The organism is Pseudomonas sp. BGA-UO-ETr-WB11, from assembly GCF_059567785.1.
The window spans coordinates 212,095-230,574 of the sequence record NZ_JCAQOS010000006.1 but is presented as its reverse complement, the minus strand read 5'-3'; the positions used below and the strand labels follow the sequence as shown (position 1 = coordinate 230,574).

Sequence of the window (18,480 nt, the reverse complement as noted above, 5' to 3'; positions counted from 1 at the left end):
CGTGCACGGGTAGTAGCGCAAAAGAGTGTGGGAATAAAAAAACCGCCCCGGAGGGCGGTTTTTTGCTCATGCACTAAGCGATCAAACGTCGCTATCCAGCCCCAACAACTCGTTGGAACGAGCCTGCACGCTGCGATACAGCTCGGCGTCGGTTTCCAGCACCTTGCCGGTGGCCTTGAAGATCGCCTGCAAGCGGCTCTGCCACTGCTCCGAACGCACTTGCTCGGGGAAGCAGCGCTCGATCAGATCGAGCATGATCGAGACCGTTACCGAGGCGCCTGGCGAAGCGCCCAGCAAGGCAGCCAGGGAACCATCCGCAGCAGACACCAGCTCAGTACCGAACTGCAGAATGCCACCGGATTTGGCGTCCTTCTTGATGATCTGTACACGCTGGCCGGCTGTTTCCAAGCGCCAGTCTTCGGCCTTGGCTTCCGGGTAGAACTTGCGCAGGGCTTCCAGACGTTGCTCCTGAGACTGCATAACCTCGCCAACCAAATACTTGGTCAGGTCGAAGTTGTCCCGCGCCACGGCCAGCATCGGCAAGATGTTGCTCGGGCGAATCGACAGCGGCAGGTCAAGGAACGAACCGTGCTTGAGGAACTTGGTGGTGAAGCCGGCGTAAGGCCCGAACAACAGGGACTTCTTGCCCTCCACGACGCGGGTGTCGAGGTGCGGCACAGACATCGGAGGCGCGCCAACATCGGCCTGGCTGTATACCTTGGCCTGGTGCTGGCTGACCACTTCAGGATTGTCGCAGCGCAGCCACTGACCGCTGACCGGGAAGCCGCCGAAACCCTTGCCTTCCGGAATGCCGGACATCTGCAGCAGCGGCAAGGCCGCGCCGCCAGCGCCGAGGAAGACAAAACGCGAGGTGACCTTGCGGGTCTCGCCGCTGAGCACATCTTTAATGCTCACACACCAACCGGCGCCGCTGCGCTCCAGGCCAACCACACGCTGGTTGTACTGGACGTCGGTGTGATCCTGCTCGGCAAGGAAACGCAACAACTGGTTGGTCAGGGCGCCAAAGTTGACGTCACTGCCACCGACGGCACGGGTGGCGGCGATGCGCTCATCAGCCTCACGGCCGGGCATCATCAGCGGCATCCACTCAGCCAGGGTGGCCTTGTCTTCGGAGTACTGCATGCCGGCGAAGCAATGATGCTTGCTCAGCTGGGCAAAACGGGTTTGCAGGAAGCCGATGTCTTTCTCGCCACGCACAAAGCTCAGGTGCGGCACGGGATTGATGAAGCTCTGCGCGGAACCGAAAGTGCCTTTTTCGATCAGGTGGGCCCAGAACTGCTTGGACACCTCGAACATGGCATTGATGCTGACGGCCTTCTTGATATCAACCGAGCCATCGGCGGCTTGCGGGGTGTAGTTCAACTCACACAACCCAGCATGGCCGGTGCCTGCGTTGTTCCAAGGGTTGGAACTTTCGATAGCACCTGCATCCATCAACTCAACGACTTCCAGCTTAATCGCCGGATCCAGCTCTTTGAGCAGCACGGCGAGCGTTGCGCTCATGATGCCGGCCCCAACCAACACCACATCCACTGCTTCGTTTTCGTTTCGCGCCATTACCGCATCTCCACAATCAAAATCTGCAGCACCCAACTGCTGTTACTCGGCCTCATGAGCAAACACCAGCTGCTTATTACTGTCCGCCAGATGGCCTTGGAGCCAGGAAGAGGTAACTTCCAGATTACTAATGGCTCCCTGTATGCACCTTGACCACTCTCAACCGGAGATAAACAGGAGAGGATCTCAGCTCAACAGTTCATTGGCACACATCAGGATATCTCCCGACGCCGCCAGCTCTGCACAGAACAGGCCCCTATAAGGGCGTTATTTTTTCGGCGCGAACAATACCATTAATGACGCATTGCTTAACGCAAAAAAATGCATGGGCTGAAGCCACTGATCTTTTTTTCGCCAAACAGGGGCCGAAAAACAGGCAAAACCCAGTGTTTGCGCAGGCTACAGAGGCCGCCTCGGGTCAGGAACCAGGGCCTAGACGTTGGTAGGCTTGACCTCGATCGCGGCTAGAACCAGCCACTGTCCAGCTGCGCCTTGCAGCTGCGGTACTGCATGGCGTAGCGCTTGGCGCGGGCATCGACCTTGGCAGCCACAGGCAGTAACCAGGCCTTCTGCAGATGGCTGCCGCGACTGAAGCCGCCCCAACCCTCGTGGTAATTGAGGTACTGGTTGTAGGCATCCCATTTGGAAATACCATTCACCTTCTGGCTTTTGCTGGTGTACCAGCCCATGAAATCCAGGGCATCGGCAAAATCATCGCGGCTGGCCCAGCTGTTGCCGGTTTCGCGCTGATAATCCGCCCAGGTTTCGTCTTTGACTTGGGCGTAGCCATAGGCCGTACTGGGCCGACCGTAGGGGATGACGCCAAGGAAATAGCGCATCGGCGGCCGCGCATCTTCGCGAAAGCTCGACTCCTGATACATCATCGCCATGGTCACGAACGACGGCGTGCCCCAGCGCTGGGTCATACCCTGCGCGGCCTGGTGCCAGGTCGATTTTTCCGCAAAGATCTGGCACAGGTCTTCCGGCTGTGCCGGCGGGCGGGTGCTGCACGCGCCGAGCAGATAAATGCTCAGCAGCAACGTCGCCCGGCACAGCAACGGCGATTCAAGCACGGGCGGCATTGATGACATCGATATAGGGCGCAGCCTGACGCTGGTCCTGAATCAGGGCGACAAAGTCATGGCCCTGGGCATCGGTGGCACCCAGGTCGTAACCGGCAGCCTGGAAGAAGCCGACAAAACGGGCGAAATCATCCACCCGCAGCCCGCGATAGGCCTTAACCAGCTTGTGCAGGGACGGCGAGGTGCCATCAACCGGCTCGAAAGCGAGGAACAGCTTGATCGGATCGTCACCGATTTCATCGCCAATCACCTGTTTCTTGTCTTTACGCATGATCCACTCCAACGGGCCGGTTTTTCAGGGCCGGCAGTTTACCCCAGGGGCCGACGCCCAGGCGACCACCTACCGCGAGACAGCGCAACCCAGAGCCACCAACCGCAGCTAGACCCACAAGAGGGCAGCCAAGCCTTTAAACAGGGCGTTTTCACTGACAAATACAACTATCGGAGGCCTGCGCCGACACGCCTGCGGCCCTTATACTCGGGGTATTGCCGAAGGAATCCACCATGTCGCTGCCCTTGCTTCCCGTGTTCGCCGCCTGGCGCCAGACCCTCAAGGCTGGGTATTCATTCAAGGCCCTGCGCGGCGACCTGGCGGCGGGCCTGACGGTAGGCATCATCGCCATTCCCTTGGCCATGGCCCTGGCGATTGCCGTCGGCGTCGCCCCGCAATATGGCCTGTACACGGTGCTGGTGGCCGCACCACTGATCGCCCTCACGGGCGGCTCGCGCTTCAACGTCTCCGGGCCGACGGCCGCGTTTGTGGTGATCCTGCTACCGATCACCCAACAATTTGGCCTCGGCGGCCTGCTGCTGTGCACCATGCTTGCCGGCCTGATCATGATCGCCATGGGCCTGGGCCGCGCCGGCCGCCTGATCGAATTCGTGCCCTACCCGGTAACCCTGGGGTTTACTGCCGGTATCGGCATCGTGATTGCCACCCTGCAACTCAAGGACCTGCTCGGCCTGAGCCTGAACAGCCAGCCCCTGCACTACCTGGAGCAAGTACAGGTCCTGCTGCTGGCCTTGCCCAGCGCCCATCTCGGCGATGCCCTGGTGGCGGCGCTGAGCCTGGCGGTGCTGATCCTCTGGCCGCGCTGGGTACCGAAAGTGCCTGGCCACCTGGCGGCCCTGGCCGTGGGCACGGTTGCCGGCCTGGCCCTGGAAGCGTTGGGCATCGCTCTGGCAACCCTGGGCGAGCGTTTCAGCTACAGCCTCGACGGTGTGCTGCATGCCGGGATTCCGCCCTTTCTGCCGGACTTCGCCTGGCCCTGGCAATTGCCGGCGGCCAATGGCCAGCCCCTGGGCCTGTCGTTTGAGCTGATTCGCCAACTGCTGGCGCCGGCGTTTGCCATCGCCATGCTCGGCGCCATCGAATCGCTGCTCTGCGCGGTAGTGGCCGACGGCATGACCGGCAGCAAGCACGACCCCAATGCCGAGCTGGTCGGCCAAGGTCTGGGCAACCTGATCGCACCGCTGTTTGGTGGCATCACCGCCACTGCCGCCATCGCCCGCAGCGCCGCCAACGTGCGCGCTGGTGCCTTCTCGCCGCTGGCGGCAATCATCCATGCCGGCGTAGTGCTGGTGGCGATTCTGCTGCTGGCGCCGCTGTTCAGTTACCTGCCGATGGCGGCCCTGGCGGCCTTGCTGCTGATGGTGGCGTGGAACATGAGTGAGGCCGGCCATGTGCTGCACACCCTGCGCATCGCCCCGCGCAGTGACGTGCTGGTACTGCTGACCTGCCTGATCCTGACCGTGCTGTTCGACATGGTGCTGGCCGTCGGCGTCGGCCTGCTGCTGGCTGCCGGCCTGTTTATCAAACGCATGAGCGACCTCACCGACACCGCCGCCCTGCCCCGGCACTTCCATCAGGCCCTCAAGGATTTGCCCGAGCACGTACTGGTGTACGCCATTCGCGGGCCGCTGTTCTTCGGCGCGGCCGAGAAAGCCCTGAGTGTGCTGCGCCGCTTCAATAACGACGTCAAGGTGGTGATTGTCGATATCAGCGCCGTGCCGCTGCTGGACATGACTGCCCTGGCGGCGCTGGACAACGTGCTGCGTGACTATCGCAAGCAAAGCGTCGGCCTGGTGTTGGTCGGCACCTCGTCGCGGGTGCGCCTGAAACTGCGCCGCGCCGGTATCCTGCGTGAAGAAGGCCACCTGGCCTATGTGCAAAACCTCGAACAGGCCAGGGCCAAGGCCCTCAGCTGGCTCGAACCTGCCAGCGTCAACGGCGAGCAGGTCGTTGAGCGGTAGCCCAGATGCCCTCCAGGGCAGCCACTCAGAACTGCGCGACCATCCAGGCCTGATAGGCCTCGACCTCAGCATCACCTTCACCCGGCGCCCAGGGCGCTAGCTCGCCGTCGCCAATCGGCCGGTAAGGTCCGGCCTTGCACTCGAACAGCACGCTGTCGGCCTCCAGCACCACCAGGGCGTGAAACACCCCAGGCGGCAGGTCGACACCGACACAATCGCTGCCCGCCGCCAGCAGCCGCTGCGCCACCACCTCACCGCTGTCGCTGAAAATCAGCAGCCCCAGACGGCCCTTGAGCACCAGCAGCGTCTCGGCCTTGTCGGCGGCCAGGTGCCGGTGCGGCGGGATATAGGTGCCCGGCTGCAGGCCCACCGCCAAGCGATGGCAGGGTTCGTCCATCTGATGGAAATTATGGTGCTGACGCAGGCGCGGACTGGCCGCTGCCTGAGCGCCCAGCTGGGCAAACAGCGCCTGATCGAGAAAGCGCGGCTCAGGCATGACCGTTACAGGCCTTTGACCGCGTAGATGCCCGGTGCATTGCGCCAGTAGCCCTTGTAGTCCATGCCGTAACCGAAGATGAAACGATCAATGCACGGCAAGCCAACGTAATCAGCTTTCAGATCCGGGCGCGCCTTGCGGTCGTGGTCCTTGTCGATCAGCACGGCGGTGTGTACTGCGCTGGCACCGGCATGGCGGCAAAAGTCGATGATCGCGCCCAGGGTGTGCCCTTCGTCGAGGATGTCATCGATGATCAGCACATCGCGGTCCATAAAGGAGATTTCCGGCTTGGCCTTCCAGAACAGCTCGCCGCCGCTGGTTTCGCTGCGGTAGCGAGTGGCGTGCAGGTAGGACAATTCCAGCGGGAAATTCAGCTTGGGCAGCAGTTTGCCGGAAAAGATCAGGCCGCCATTCATCACGCAGAACACCACAGGGTTGCGTTCGGCCAGCTCGCCGTTGATCACCACGGCCATTCTCTCGATGGCCGCTTCCACCTCGGCTTCGTGGTACAGGCAATCGGCTTCCTGCATGACTTGGCGGATATGGGCGAGATCGACAGACATGGCATTTCCTCAAAGTAGACAGGCTCTGCGCGCAGACAACCTGATCAATGTGTCAAAATAAAAGCCGGCAAAGGTACTCACCTGCTGGTCTGCGGGCAAGCCCTGGCAGACCAACGCATACCAATGCAAAGCCACAGGATAAACGCTAAGCCCGCAAAACACCCAGCCGCCGCCTGCCCGGCGAATGCTTTACTCTAACCTTGTTAATCGCCCGCCCCGCCGGAGAGCCCCGTCATGCCTACCTTCGAGATCCGCCATCCGCTGATCCGCCATAAACTCGGCCTGCTGCGCCGCGCCGATATCAGCACGAAAAACTTCCGCGAATTGGCCCAGGAAGTTGGCGCCCTGCTGACCTATGAAGCGACCAAGGACCTGCCCCTGGAAAATATCCAGATCGACGGCTGGTGTGGTCCGGTGCAGGTGGAAAAAATCTCCGGCAAGAAGATCACCGTGGTACCAATCCTGCGCGCCGGCATCGGCATGCTCGACGGCGTACTCAGTCTGATCCCCGGCGCCAAGGTCAGCGCCGTCGGCGTGGCGCGCAATGAGCAAACCCTGGAAGCGCACACCTATCTGGAAAAACTGGTGCCGGAAATCAACGAGCGCCTGGCCCTGATCATCGACCCGATGCTGGCCACCGGCGGTTCCATGGTTGCCACCATCGACCTGCTGAAAAAAGCCGGTTGTAAGGAAATCCGCGCCATGGTGCTGGTGGCTGCTCCCGAAGGTATCCAAGCGGTCGAAGCGGCGCATCCAGACGTGGTGATCTTCACTGCCTCCATCGACCAGTGCCTGAACGAACACGGCTATATCATTCCGGGCCTGGGCGATGCCGGTGACAAGATCTTCGGCACCAAGCAAAAGGACGCCTAAATGCAGGATGAATTCAACGATCCACTCTGGCGCACGGTGCTGTCCGGCGCGCAGATGCTCTTCGTGGCCTTCGGCGCCCTGGTGCTGATGCCGCTGATTACCGGCCTCGACCCTAACGTCGCGCTGTTTACTGCCGGCCTTGGCACCCTCCTGTTCCAGGTGGTCACCGGCCGCCAGGTGCCGGTATTCCTCGCCTCCAGCTTCGCCTTTATCACCCCGATCATTCTCGCCAAGGGCCAGTTCGGCCTGGCCGCGACCATGGGCGGGGTGATGGCCGCCGGCTTCGTCTACACCTTCCTCGGCCTGGCAGTGAAGATCAAAGGCACCGGTTTTATCGACCGCCTGCTGCCGCCGGTGGTCATCGGCCCGGTGATCATTTCCATCGGTCTGGCCATGGCACCGATCGCCGCCAATATGGCCATGGGCAAGAGTGGCGACGGCGCTGAACTGATCCCCTACCGCACCGCCATGCTGATTTCCATGCCAGCGCTGCTCACCACCCTGATCGTCGCGGTGTTCGGCAAAGGCATCTTCCGCCTGGTGCCGATCATCTCCGGGGTGCTGGTGGGCTTTGCTCTGTCGTTCTATTTCGGCGTGGTCGACACAGCCAAGATTGCCGCCGCCCCCTGGCTGGCACTGCCGAACTTCACCGCCCCAGAGTTCAACTGGCAAGCGATCCTGTTTATCGTGCCCGTGGCCCTGGCACCGGCCATCGAACACATCGGCGGAGTGATCGCGGTGGGCAGCGTCACCGGCCGTGACTACCTGAAAAAACCCGGCCTACACCGCACCCTGCTCGGTGACGGCATCGCCACCACCGCCGCTGGCCTGTTTGGCGGCCCGCCCAACACCACCTACGCCGAAGTCACCGGCGCGGTGATGCTGACCAAGAACTACAACCCGAAAATCATGACCTGGGCGGCGATTTTCGCCATCAGCCTGGCCTTTATCGGCAAGTTCGGCGCCCTGCTGCAGAGCATTCCGGTGCCGGTCATGGGCGGCATTCTGTGCCTGCTGTTCGGCTCGATTGCCGCCGTGGGGATGAACACCCTGATCCGCCACAAAGTCGACTTGGCCGAAGCACGCAACCTGGTGATCGTCTCCGTGACCCTGGTGTTCGGCATCGGCGGCGTGCTGGTCGGCACTGGCACCGGCCCGGACGACGTCGGCCTGAAGGGCATCGCCCTGTGCGCCATTGTCGCCATCGCTCTCAACCTGCTGTTGCCGGGCAATGACAGCTGGAAGAACAAAGCCCTGGACGACCGCCCAGACATCTAGCCGAGATGCCCTGCGGGTCAATTTGAGAGAATAAAAAAAGCCCCGCGAGGGGCTTTTTTGCGCCTGCGCTTAGGCGCTCAACTGCGTCCCGGCTGCGCTGCCCACTGCTGCAAATGCAGCACGCTCTCGCGATAGGGCTGCAAGCCTTTAGCCAGCAGAAACAGCGAACTCGATACCGCCAGGGTGCTGACGATCAGCAGCGAATAGCGCAGCGCCTGGTCATCGGCAAACAGGTAGTCGGTCACCAGCGCCACCGCCGTCGGGCCTATGCCCAGGCCGATCAGGGTAATCACAAACAGGTAGATGGCCGACGCCTGGCCACGCATGGCGCTGGGCATGATTTCCTGAATCGCCGCCGGGGCCACGCCAAACGGCATGCTCAGGCAAAACACCGTGGGCGCCATCAGCGCCGCCGCCCACAGGGCATTGTCCATCAGCGGAAAGCTCGCCACACACGGCAATGCAGCCATGGCCGCATACAGGCCGACACGCATATTGGCGTCCGTGCGCCCGCGCTTGGCCATCCAGTCCGCCAGACGCCCGCCAAAGACGATACCCAGACAACCAAAGACCGCCACGATGCTGCCGTACACCACGCCCACATGGCCGGCATCCCAGCCATAGGTGCGAATAAAGAAAGTCGGAATCCACGCGGCACTGCCGTAGCCAGCAAAGGCCAGGCCGGCAAACCCGAAGTTGTGGTACAGCACCGTGCGCCGATTGGCTCGCAGGTAGCGCCCAACCTCAACCAGCGGCACCGCCACCCCAGCCCCCACACCGCGCCGCGCCGGCTCACGCACCGCCAGCAGCAACAGGGTAAACAACACGCCAGCGCCGCCGAGAATGAGGAAGATCAACTGCCACGGCCGCACCTCGCCCAGCACAGGCAGCAACACATCGCCCTGGGCCGAGGCGAACTTGATCACCAAGCCACCCAGCAGGAACGCCAGCCCGGAGCCCAGGTACACGCCCATGGAATAGACACTGATGGCCGTGGCCCGGCGTTCGGCCGGGAAGCTGTCGGCAATCAGCGAATAGGCCGCCGGCGATAAGGCCGCCTCGCCGACGCCGACACCAATCCGACAAAGCAGAAACTGCCAATACAGCCGCGCCATACCGCAGGCTGCGGTCATCGCACTCCAAAACAGCACGCCAATGGCAATCAAGCCGCGCCGGCTCTTGGTATCGGCCAGACGCCCCAGCGGAATGCCGCACACGGTATAGAACAGCGCGAAGGACAAGCCCATCAGCAGGCTCATCTGGGTATCGCTGATCACCAGGTCACGACGGATCGGCCCAACCAGCAGATTGAGAATCTGCCGGTCAATAAACGACAGCACGTAGGCCAGCATAAGGATGGCCACGGTGCTCCAGGCACGCAGGCTGGAGGGGTAAGCAGAATTATTATTGTTGTTCGCCACGCACGTTCTCCTGGGCCGCGTTGCGCGCGACCCGACGGTTGAAAGTGCGCCCAGCTTAGCCGGAGCGAACGCGACGCTTATACCGTTCGCCGGCCTTATCCAGCCGGCGAATACAGCACGCGCCCTTGCGCGAATGACTCGCAGGTCACAAGGCTTGCGGCGCGCGCTCGCAGAGGCTGTTAAGCGCCGGGCCCCAGGCCGGGTGATCGTTCAGGCAGGGCACAAGCAGCAGCTCTTCACCGCCGGCGGCGAGGAACTCTTCACGGCCGCGAATACCGATTTCCTCCAGGGTTTCGATGCAATCGGCAACAAACGCCGGGCACATCACCAGCAGTTTTTTGACCCCCTGGCCGGCCAGCTCGTGCAAACGTGCCTCGGTGTAGGGCTCGATCCACTTGGCCCGACCCAGGCGCGATTGGAAGGACACCGACCATTGCTCAGGCTTGAGCCCCAGTTGCGCGGCGAATAGCTCGGCGCTGCGCAGGCACTGGGCGCGGTAACACACGGCGAGCAGCTCAGGCGTTGCATTACGGCAGCAGTCTGGGCCTTTCAAACATTGCCCACCCGTGGGGTCGAGCTTGTGCAGGTGACGCTCAGGCAAACCGTGAAAGCTCAGCAACAGGTGATCGAAGCCCGCCTGCAGATGGGGCTTGGCGCTCTCGGCCAGGGCGGCAATGTATTCCGGCTGCTGGTAGAACGGCTGAAGGATGGCAAATTGCATCGCCAGTTTATGCGCGCGCACTACCCGCTTGGCCTCTTCGATCACCGTGGTCACGGTGCTGTCGGCAAACTGCGGATACAGCGGCGCCAGCGTTACCTGGCGGATGCCCTGACTGGCCAGACGCAGCAGCACGCTCTCAATCGACGGCTCGCCGTAACGCATCGCCAGCTCCACCGGACCATGACGCCACAGGCCTTGCATCTGGGTTTGCAGACGGCGGCTGAGGGCCACCAGCGGCGAGCCCTCATCCCACCAGATCGAGGCATAGGCGTGAGCCGAAGCCGCAGGACGCTTCCACAGAATCAGCGACACCAGCAGCCGGCGTACCGGCCATGGCAAATCGATGACGTAGGGGTCCATCAGAAACTGATTGAGGTAGCGACGCACATCCGCCACCTCAGTCGAGGCCGGCGAACCCAGGTTGACCAGCAACAGCGCGTGATCGGTCATGCAGCATCCTTATGGCCAAGAAGATCGTTCAAGGCCTCATCCAAGTCGGTAAAACGGAAGGTGAAACCGGCCGCGGTCAGCCGTTCCGGCAATGCTCGCTGGCCACCCAGCAACAGGCCGCTTAATTCGCCCAGGCCCAGGCGCAACACCCAGGCCGGCATCGGCAGCAGCGCCGGACGATGCCAGGCGCGGCCCAAGGCCCGCGAAAAATCCAGATTGCGGGCCGGTGCCGGCGCGCAGGCATTATAAGGACCGCAGGCAGCGTCGTGCTGCAAGAGAAAATCGATCAGGGCAATTTGATCCTGCAGATGGATCCACGGCATCCATTGCCGGCCATTACCGATCGGCCCGCCCAAACCCAACTTGAACGGCAGCCGCAAACGGCCGAGAAAACCGCCCTCGGCCGCCAGGACCAAACCGGTGCGCAGCAACACCACGCGCATGCCCAAGGCTTCACCCGCCAACGCCGCAGCCTCCCAGGCTGAGCACAGCTGGCTGGCGAAGTCATCAGCGACCGGCGTCATTGTCTCGTTCAAGGTTTGCTCGCCGCCATCGCCATACCAGCCCACCGCCGAGCCGGAGAGCAACACCCGCGGCCGGTCTGCACGAGTGCCGAGCCAGGCCAGCAACTGCTCCGTCAGGGCCACGCGACTGGCCAGCAGAACGGCCTTGCGCTTGCTCGTCCAGGGCCGATCGGCAATCGGCGCGCCGGCCAGATTAACCACGGCATCCAAGTGTTCGTCGCCCAGTTCATCAAGCCGGGCAACGGCCCGCACCCCGGTGCCGCACAGACGCGCGACCTGCTCGGGCTGACGACTCCACACCACGAGCTGATGGCCCTGGGTATGCCAGTGACGGCACAGCGCGCGACCTATCAAACCCGTACCACCAGTCAGCAATATCTGCATGGCATCTTTCTCCAATTAGCTAAAGCACTGACTAGTCTGATGAGTAGACAGGTAAGCGCGGCGCACATACTTATACAAAAATAGCAGATTGTATAATTACCGTCCAAGACTTAACCTGCTGCCACAGCTATGAGGTAAACCATGAGCACACCTATCGCCATCATCGGCACCGGCATCGCCGGGTTGTCGGCGGCCCACACCCTGCAGGCAGCCGGCCATGCCGTGCAGCTATTCGACAAGAGCCGTGGCAGCGGCGGACGGATGGCCAGCAAGCGCAGCGATGCCGGCGCGCTGGACCTGGGCGCACAATACTTCACTGCCCGTGACCGACACTTCGTTGAGGCCGTACAACAGTGGAAGGCCCACGGCTGGGTCGGCCAATGGAGCCCCAAGCTGTATCACAGCCGCCAGGGCCAACTGAGCGTGTCGCCAGATGAGCAGGAGCGCTGGGTCGGGGTTCCGCGCATGAGTTCCATCTGCCGAGCCATGCTCGCTGGCCTGCCGGTACAGTTCTCCTGCCGCATCACCGAGGTGTTCCGCGGCGAACAGCACTGGAGCCTGCTGGATGCCGAGGGCAACAGCCACGGCCCGTTCAGCCATGTCATCGTCGCCACTCCAGCGCCACAGGCGAGTGCCCTGCTCAGCGCTGCACCCAAGCTGGCCAGTGCGGCCGCCAGCGTGGTGATGGAGCCAACCTGGGCAGTGGCCCTGGCGTTTGATAAGCCACTGCAAACCGAGGTCGAAGGCTGCTTTGTTCACGACAGTCCGCTTGACTGGGTCGCGCGCAACCGCAGCAAACCCGGTCGCGATACGGCCGTCGACACCTGGGTTCTGCACGCCACCAGCCACTGGAGCAAACATCACCTGGACCTGCCCAAAGAGGCGGTGATCGAACAATTGCAGGGCGCATTTGCCGAACTGATTGGCTGCACCGTGCCCGCAGCCAGCTTCACCCTCGCCCACCGCTGGCTGTACGCCCGCCCGGCGGCCGCGCACCAATGGAGTGTGCTGGCCGATGCCGATCTAGGTCTGTATGCCTGCGGTGACTGGTGCCTGTCCGGCCGTGTGGAAGGCGCCTGGCTCAGCGGCCAGGAAGCGGCCCGCCGCATCCTTGAGCAGCTCTGATGAGGCGCCTGAACCCCAACAAGCTGCTGCTCTCGAAATGGACAGCAGCCCGCCCGCAGAACCGCGAAAAGCACTTTTTAGTCAACGAGCTGCTATGCGATGAAGCCGGCACCGTGCTGCAGGTAGAACTGCAGGCGGTGCTGACGCGGCGCAGCGAACAGATCGACTGGCGCCAGCTGCAAGATGACGAGGTGTGGTTAAGCGGCTGGCAATAACACCCGCCGCTTAACTGCTAACGGCGCTTGCCGCCCAGCAATGACCCCAGCAAGCCACGCACCAGCTCGCGGCCAACCTGAGTAGCGACTTGCCGCACCGCCGTTTTCAACGCTTGACTGGCGAGACTGCCGAGCATGCCGCCGGCCATCTCGGTCAGGCTGTCGCCCGCTTCGGCCGGTTTGGTCGGCGCCGCCGCTGGGGTTTGCGCCGCCCGCGCCAGCAGCAACTCATAGGCCGACTCGCGATCAATCGCCCGATCATAGCGACCGGCTTGCGGCGACTGACGGACCAGTTGCGCACGCTCAGCTTCACTCAACGGACCAATACGCGACTGCGGCGGGGCAATGGCCACACGCTGAACCATGGCCGGCGTACCTTTGTCTTCCAGGGTGCCAACCAGCGCTTCGCCGATGCCCAACTCAGTCAGCACCGCCAGGGTGTCGAAGGCCGGATTGGGGCGAAAGCCATCAGCCACCGCGCGCAAGGATTTTTGCTCTTTGGCGGTAAAGGCGCGCAAGCCATGCTGGATGCGCAAGCCCAGCTGGGCCAGCACTTCATCGGGCAAGTCGGCCGGCGACTGGGTAACGAAAAACACCCCTACGCCCTTGGAGCGAATCAACCGCACCACCTGCTGCAAACGCTCCTGCAAGACCTTGGGCGTGTCGGCAAAAAGCAGGTGGGCCTCATCAAAAAACAGCGCCAGCAGTGGCTTGTCGGCATCGCCGCGCTCGGGCAACTGTTCGAACAGTTCGGCCAGCAGCCACAACAGGAAGGTCGCATAAACCTTCGGCGCCTCATGCACCAGGCGACTGGCGTCGAGCAAGTGAATGCGCCCACGACCATCGGCCTCGGTGCGCAGAATGTCTTCCAGCTGCAGCGCCGGCTCGCCAAACAGGGCTTCCACGCCCTGCTGCTCCAGGGTCGCCAGACGCCGCAGCAATGCCTGGCCGGATGCGCCGGTAAACAGCGGCTTGTCCTCACCAAGCATCTCGGGATGGGCTGCCAGGTGATTGAGCAGCGCCTTCAAATCCTTCAGGTCGAGCAATAGCAAGCCTTCGCGATCCGCCACCTTGAAGGTTGCATACAGGGCCGCCTGCTGGCTGTCGCTCAGCTCCAACAGGTTGCCCAGCAACAACGGGCCCAGCTCGCTCAGGGTGGTGCGCAGGGGATGCCCGCTCACGCCATTAACGTCCCACAAGGTCACTGGATAGCCCTGGGGGCGGTGCTGCAACCAGGGCATGCTGGCAATTCGTTCGGCGATCTTGCCTTGCGGGTTGCCGCTGGCGCCCAACCCACACAAGTCGCCTTTAACGTCAGCGGCAAACACCGCCACGCCGGCGTCGCTGAACGCCTCGGCGAGGCGTTGCAGGGTCACGGTCTTGCCCGTGCCGGTGGCACCGGCAATCAGGCCATGGCGGTTGCACAAACGCAGGGACTGAGCCACCGGCTGCCCCGCCAGATCGGCACCTAGTACAAATGCGACATTTTCAGTCATCTTGCCTTCCCTTGGGTTAAAGCTTTACTGCATATATGCCGAGACACACAGCATAACCGGAGTGCCTGCGCGCCTGAACAGGCCGTCTTTCTAACAAACATAACCGCGGTCATTGCCATGAACCTGAAATTTCGCCAGAAAATCTTGCTTGCAGCCTCCCTGGTGGTCGCTGCGGCCTTCTCGCTGTTCACCCTGTTCGGCGATTATCAGCAACGCAATGCCATCAGCAGTGACCTGGACAGCTACATGACGGAAATGGGCACGGTCACGGCCAACAACATTGAAAGCTGGCTGTCGGGGCGCATCCTTCTGGTGGAAAGTGCCGCGCAGACCATCGCCAGCAATCCGACGGCAGACGCCGTTAGTCGCCTGCTGGAGCAAAAAGCCCTGGCCTCGACCTTTATCTACAGCTACCTGGGCAGCGCCGATGGCAGCTTCACCATGCGCCCCAACGACGACATGCCGGCCGATTACGACCCGCGCACACGCCCTTGGTACAAGGACGCCATGACGGCTGGCGGCACCACCCTGACCGAACCCTATATCGATGCAGCCACCAAACAACTGATCATCACCATCGCCACCCCGTCGCAATCGGCCGGCGTAGTCGGTGGCGACCTGAGTTTGCAGACCCTGGTGCAGATCATCAACTCGCTGGACTTCCACGGCATGGGCTACGCCTTCCTGGTCAGCTCGGACGGCAAGATTCTGGTGCATCCAAACCAGGACCTAGTGATGAAAGGCCTGCGCGACGTGTTCCCCAAAGACACCCCGCGCATCACCCAGGAGCTCAGCGAAGTTGAACTCGACGGCGTGACCCGCCTGCTGACCTTCGCCCCGGTCAAAGGCCTGCCAGGCGTGACCTGGCATGTTGGCCTGAGCATCGACAAAACCAAAGCCTACGCGATGCTTAGCACCTTCCGCACCTCGGCCATCATCGCCATGGTCATCGCGGTGGTCAGTATCATTTTCCTGCTCAGTTTGCTGATTCAGGTGCTGATGCGTCCTTTGCGCATCATGGGTAAAGCCATGCAGGACATCGCCCAGGGCGAAGGTGATCTGACCAAGCGCCTGGAGATTCATTCGCAAGACGAATTTGGCCAGATGGCGGGCTCCTTCAACAAGTTTGTCGAGCGTATTCACAGCTCGATCCGCGAAGTGTCCTCAACCACCGGCCGCCTCAACGAAGTGGCCAAACTGGTGGTCAACGCCTCGACATCATCGATGGCCAACTCCGACGAGCAGGCCAACCGCACCCACAGCGTGGCCGCCGCCATCAATGAGCTCGGCGCTGCTGCCCAGGAGATTGCACGCAACGCCGCGCAAGCCTCGAATCAGGCCTCCGATGCCCGCCATCTGGCCGAAGATGGCCGCGAAGTGGTGCAGAAGACCATCGTCGCCATGAGCGAACTGTCGGGCAAGATCAGCGCCTCGTGCAGCAACATCGAAAGCCTCAACGGTAAAACGGTGAATATTGGCCAGATCCTTGAGGTGATCAAAAGCATTTCCCAGCAAACCAACCTGCTGGCCCTCAACGCCGCCATTGAGGCTGCCCGCGCTGGCGAAGCCGGCCGTGGTTTTGCCGTGGTTGCCGACGAAGTGCGCAACCTCGCCCACCGCACCCAGGAGTCGGCACAGGAAATCCAGCAAATGATTGAGGAGTTGCAGGTTGGCTCGCGCGACTCGGTGATCACCATGACCGAAAGTCAGCGCTACAGCGAAGAGAGTGTGGAGATCGCCAACCAGGCCGGCGAACGCCTGAGCAGCGTCACCGAACGGATCGGTGAGATCGACGGGATGAACCAGTCGGTGGCCACCGCCACCGAAGAACAGACCTCAGTGGTGGAGTCGCTGAACGTCGACATTACCGAGATCAACACCCTCAACCAGCATGGGGTGGAAAACCTGCACGCGACCTTGCGCGCCTGTGATGACCTGCAGCAGCAAGCCACCCGCCTCAAGCAGTTGGTGGACAGTTTCCGGATCTGATCCGGCCTCAGCCCGCCTTGCCAGGCAATGGCAAGGCGGCTTCAGTCGCGGGCAACGCTGCTTCCTGCTGCAATCGCTGCCACAGAGTCGCCGCCTCGGCGAACTCAGCGCCATCCTCTTCGCTCAATGCCTCAGGGTCGTAGCGACGCGTACAACCCTCACCAATCATTTGCGGTGCATGGGCCGCACCGCGAGCCAGTGGATCGCTCATCACGTTCTACTCCACATAGCGACGCAAGAACCCAATCCTAACGCGCGTCGTGCTGGGCGAAGGACTTGATCGCACGCAGCACATCATGGCGACTGATCAGCCCCAGCAGGCGGCCATTTTCGACCACCGGCAGCCGGTGCCGACCACCTTCGATAAATCGCCCCGCCACCTCGATAATGTCCGTCTCAGGGCCAACGCTTTCCACGGCAGTGGCCATATAAGCCGCCACGGTGCCGCCCACCGCATCGTAATAAGACCCCGAGAGCATACCGCGCAAGCAATCACCTTCGGACAGCAGACCTATCAGCAAACCATGCTCATCAACCACTGGCGCTGCCGACAACCGATGTTCCAGTAACAGCTCTATCGCACGCATGAGATCCGTATCGGCACGAAAACTTACCGGATGACGGGTCATGCAATCGCGCACCTTGATTGATTTCGGCATTGACAATCCCCTGGGGTCTGACGCCGATCAGTCGAACAACACGGTCTTGTTGTTATGGACCAATACCCGGTCTTCCAAATGGAAGCGTAGACCACGGGCCAGTACTCTTTTCTCTACATCTTTGCCCAAGCGCACCATGTCTTCGATGCTGTCGCGGTGGGTAACCCGCGCCACGTCCTGCTCAATGATCGGGCCAGCATCCAGCTCTTCAGTGACGTAGTGACAGGTGGCACCGATCAGCTTGACCCCACGCAACGAGGCCTGATGGTAAGGCTTGGCGCCGACAAACGACGGCAAGAAGCTGTGGTGGATGTTGATGACCCGGTGGGCGAACGCCTGGCACAGCTGCGGCGGGAGAATTTGCATGTAGCGCGCCAGCACTACGGCATCGGCCTCGCAGGCCTCAACCAGGCGAGATACTTCGGCAAAGGCCGGCTGCTTGTCCTGCGGATCGACCGGCACATGGTGAAACGGAATGCCGTGCCACTCGACCATGCTGCGCAAATCATCGTGATTGGAAATCACGCAGGGAATGTCGCAATCCAGCTCATCGCTGTGCCAACGGTGCAGCAGGTCCGCCAGGCAGTGCGACTCACGACTGGCCATCAGCACCACACGCTTCTTCTGTGCTGAATCGGTGACCCGCCAGTCCATCGAAAACTCACGGGCGATGGGGGCAAAAGCCTGACGAAACGCGGGCAAATCAAACGGCAAGGAATCGGCGCGAATTTCATGGCGCATAAAGAACCAGCCGCTGTGGCTGTCCGAATGATGGCTCGCCTCAGTAATCCAACCGTTATAGGTGGCCAGAAAGTTACTGACCTTGGCGACAATACCAACGCCGTCCGGACAGGCTATGACCAGGCGAAAAGTACGCATGCAGAAAACTCCGGTACGTGTGCAAAGGTGGGCATTCTAGGGGCTGTTGCCATTTCATTGCGAGCCGCGTTACCGCAAGAATGGTTGCCGCGGGCACGGCCGTGTCTCACGCCATAACAAACTGCGCGCCAGCCGAGCAGAAAACGGCAACAGCCGCGGGCTAGGGCAGCAACAAATTTCCGCATTACTAATGCCAGCCACCGACCTGATACATCCACACTTATTGATAACTGCATGCGCGTAACACGCACCCGTTGAACAACGGGCCGCGCAATTATCTTCAGCGTCTGAACTGACACCAGCAGACTCAATACACGCAAACACTCGCGAGATACGCGACCCTTAGTGATGCGGAAAACTTGCCCGGGCAAACAGGCCCACGACCCCATGCGGACATATTTACTCGCAACACATGCAGCCGTAATGAGTCATTTGTATTTCTTGACATACATTAATAGCGACAAGTTGATATAAAAACCCTTCTCCATGTTTAC

At 61.6% G+C, this 18,480-nt stretch carries 18 protein-coding genes and 1 pseudogene; 7 read left to right on the top strand and 12 right to left on the bottom strand.

The window, feature by feature from the left end:
• Positions 1 to 81: 81 nt before the first annotated feature.
• The 3 genes from mqo to AC56DI_RS09975 form a co-directional block, all read right to left on the bottom strand.
• A complete protein-coding gene (gene mqo / locus AC56DI_RS09985; protein WP_496346011.1) occupies positions 82 to 1,578 on the bottom strand; it encodes a malate dehydrogenase (quinone) in 1,497 nt (498 codons plus the stop codon).
• Positions 1,579 to 2,042: 464 nt separating this feature from the next.
• Positions 2,043 to 2,633 (bottom strand): transglycosylase SLT domain-containing protein, encoded by a 591-nt coding sequence (locus AC56DI_RS09980; RefSeq protein WP_496346149.1) that lies wholly within the window; start codon positions 2,631 to 2,633, stop codon positions 2,043 to 2,045.
• A gap of 10 nt (positions 2,634 to 2,643) precedes the next feature.
• The gene (locus AC56DI_RS09975) at positions 2,644 to 2,931 is read right to left on the bottom strand and encodes a PA4642 family protein (RefSeq protein WP_496346010.1); all 288 of its coding nucleotides are present in this window, start codon (positions 2,929 to 2,931) and stop codon (positions 2,644 to 2,646) included.
• A 239-nt stretch (positions 2,932 to 3,170) separates the two neighbouring features.
• Between AC56DI_RS09975 and dauA the strand changes: the two genes are divergently transcribed.
• On the top strand, positions 3,171 to 4,913 hold the full coding sequence (gene dauA, locus AC56DI_RS09970) for a C4-dicarboxylic acid transporter DauA (protein WP_496346148.1): 1,743 nt from the start codon (positions 3,171 to 3,173) through the stop codon (positions 4,911 to 4,913).
• 25 nt (positions 4,914 to 4,938) lie between these two features.
• On the opposite strand, the gene AC56DI_RS09965 is transcribed toward dauA, so the two are convergent.
• Positions 4,939 to 5,409: a WbuC family cupin fold metalloprotein gene (locus AC56DI_RS09965; protein WP_496346009.1), complete on the bottom strand. Its 471-nt coding sequence runs from the start codon at positions 5,407 to 5,409 to the stop codon at positions 4,939 to 4,941.
• A 5-nt stretch (positions 5,410 to 5,414) separates the two neighbouring features.
• Positions 5,415 to 5,972 carry a hypoxanthine-guanine phosphoribosyltransferase gene (locus AC56DI_RS09960; RefSeq protein WP_496346008.1) on the bottom strand — a complete coding sequence of 186 codons (558 nt, stop codon included), beginning with the start codon at positions 5,970 to 5,972 and terminating at the stop codon, positions 5,415 to 5,417.
• Positions 5,973 to 6,206: 234 nt separating this feature from the next.
• Between AC56DI_RS09960 and upp the strand changes: the two genes are divergently transcribed.
• Together upp and AC56DI_RS09950 are read left to right on the top strand one after the other, a co-directional pair.
• A complete protein-coding gene (gene upp / locus AC56DI_RS09955; RefSeq protein WP_496346007.1) occupies positions 6,207 to 6,845 on the top strand; it encodes a uracil phosphoribosyltransferase in 639 nt (212 codons plus the stop codon).
• Positions 6,846 to 8,123, top strand: coding sequence for a uracil-xanthine permease family protein (locus AC56DI_RS09950; RefSeq protein ID WP_422588470.1), 1,278 nt, complete (start codon positions 6,846 to 6,848; stop codon positions 8,121 to 8,123).
• A 77-nt stretch (positions 8,124 to 8,200) separates the two neighbouring features.
• Here AC56DI_RS09950 and AC56DI_RS09945 read toward each other — a convergent pair whose 3' ends face one another.
• From AC56DI_RS09945 to AC56DI_RS09935, 3 genes are all read right to left on the bottom strand, one after another.
• Positions 8,201 to 9,544: a spinster family MFS transporter gene (locus AC56DI_RS09945; RefSeq protein WP_496346006.1), complete on the bottom strand. Its 1,344-nt coding sequence runs from the start codon at positions 9,542 to 9,544 to the stop codon at positions 8,201 to 8,203.
• A 145-nt stretch (positions 9,545 to 9,689) separates the two neighbouring features.
• Positions 9,690 to 10,715 carry a ferrochelatase gene (gene hemH, locus AC56DI_RS09940; RefSeq protein ID WP_496346005.1) on the bottom strand — a complete coding sequence of 342 codons (1,026 nt, stop codon included), beginning with the start codon at positions 10,713 to 10,715 and terminating at the stop codon, positions 9,690 to 9,692.
• A complete protein-coding gene (locus AC56DI_RS09935) occupies positions 10,712 to 11,623 on the bottom strand; it encodes a TIGR01777 family oxidoreductase (RefSeq protein ID WP_496346004.1) in 912 nt (303 codons plus the stop codon). Before AC56DI_RS09935 ends, hemH begins: the two co-directional genes overlap by 4 nt.
• A gap of 141 nt (positions 11,624 to 11,764) precedes the next feature.
• Between AC56DI_RS09935 and AC56DI_RS09930 the strand changes: the two genes are divergently transcribed.
• Together AC56DI_RS09930 and AC56DI_RS09925 are read left to right on the top strand one after the other, a co-directional pair.
• On the top strand, positions 11,765 to 12,748 hold the full coding sequence (locus AC56DI_RS09930) for an NAD(P)/FAD-dependent oxidoreductase (protein WP_496346003.1): 984 nt from the start codon (positions 11,765 to 11,767) through the stop codon (positions 12,746 to 12,748).
• Positions 12,748 to 12,963, top strand: coding sequence for a TIGR02450 family Trp-rich protein (locus tag AC56DI_RS09925; RefSeq protein ID WP_324518272.1), 216 nt, complete (start codon positions 12,748 to 12,750; stop codon positions 12,961 to 12,963). Before AC56DI_RS09930 ends, AC56DI_RS09925 begins: the two co-directional genes overlap by 1 nt.
• Positions 12,964 to 12,980: 17 nt before the next feature.
• Here AC56DI_RS09925 and AC56DI_RS09920 read toward each other — a convergent pair whose 3' ends face one another.
• Positions 12,981 to 14,459, bottom strand: a complete 1,479-nt coding sequence (locus tag AC56DI_RS09920) for a helicase HerA-like domain-containing protein (protein ID WP_496346002.1) — start codon at positions 14,457 to 14,459, stop codon at positions 12,981 to 12,983.
• Between the two features lie 117 nt (positions 14,460 to 14,576).
• Between AC56DI_RS09920 and AC56DI_RS09915 the strand changes: the two are divergent.
• Together AC56DI_RS09915 and AC56DI_RS09910 are read left to right on the top strand one after the other, a co-directional pair.
• A pseudogene (locus AC56DI_RS09915) lies at positions 14,577 to 15,590 on the top strand (HAMP domain-containing protein); the annotation flags it as partial.
• Positions 15,564 to 16,448: a methyl-accepting chemotaxis protein gene (locus AC56DI_RS09910; protein ID WP_496346147.1), complete on the top strand. Its 885-nt coding sequence runs from the start codon at positions 15,564 to 15,566 to the stop codon at positions 16,446 to 16,448. The pseudogene AC56DI_RS09915 and the gene AC56DI_RS09910, both read left to right, overlap by 27 nt.
• 7 nt (positions 16,449 to 16,455) lie before the next feature.
• Here the strand turns inward: AC56DI_RS09910 and AC56DI_RS09905 are convergent, their stop codons facing one another.
• Genes AC56DI_RS09905 through purU form a run of 3 tightly spaced genes read right to left on the bottom strand, consistent with a single transcriptional unit; the run spans position 16,456 to position 17,986 of the window.
• Positions 16,456 to 16,659, bottom strand: coding sequence for a hypothetical protein (locus tag AC56DI_RS09905; protein ID WP_496346001.1), 204 nt, complete (start codon positions 16,657 to 16,659; stop codon positions 16,456 to 16,458).
• A gap of 37 nt (positions 16,660 to 16,696) precedes the next feature.
• Entirely contained in the window at positions 16,697 to 17,107 is a 411-nt protein-coding gene (locus AC56DI_RS09900) for a CBS domain-containing protein (RefSeq protein WP_496346000.1), read from the bottom strand.
• A 27-nt stretch (positions 17,108 to 17,134) separates the two neighbouring features.
• Positions 17,135 to 17,986, bottom strand: a complete 852-nt coding sequence (purU, locus tag AC56DI_RS09895; protein ID WP_496345999.1) for a formyltetrahydrofolate deformylase — start codon at positions 17,984 to 17,986, stop codon at positions 17,135 to 17,137.
• Positions 17,987 to 18,480: the final 494 nt, after the last annotated feature.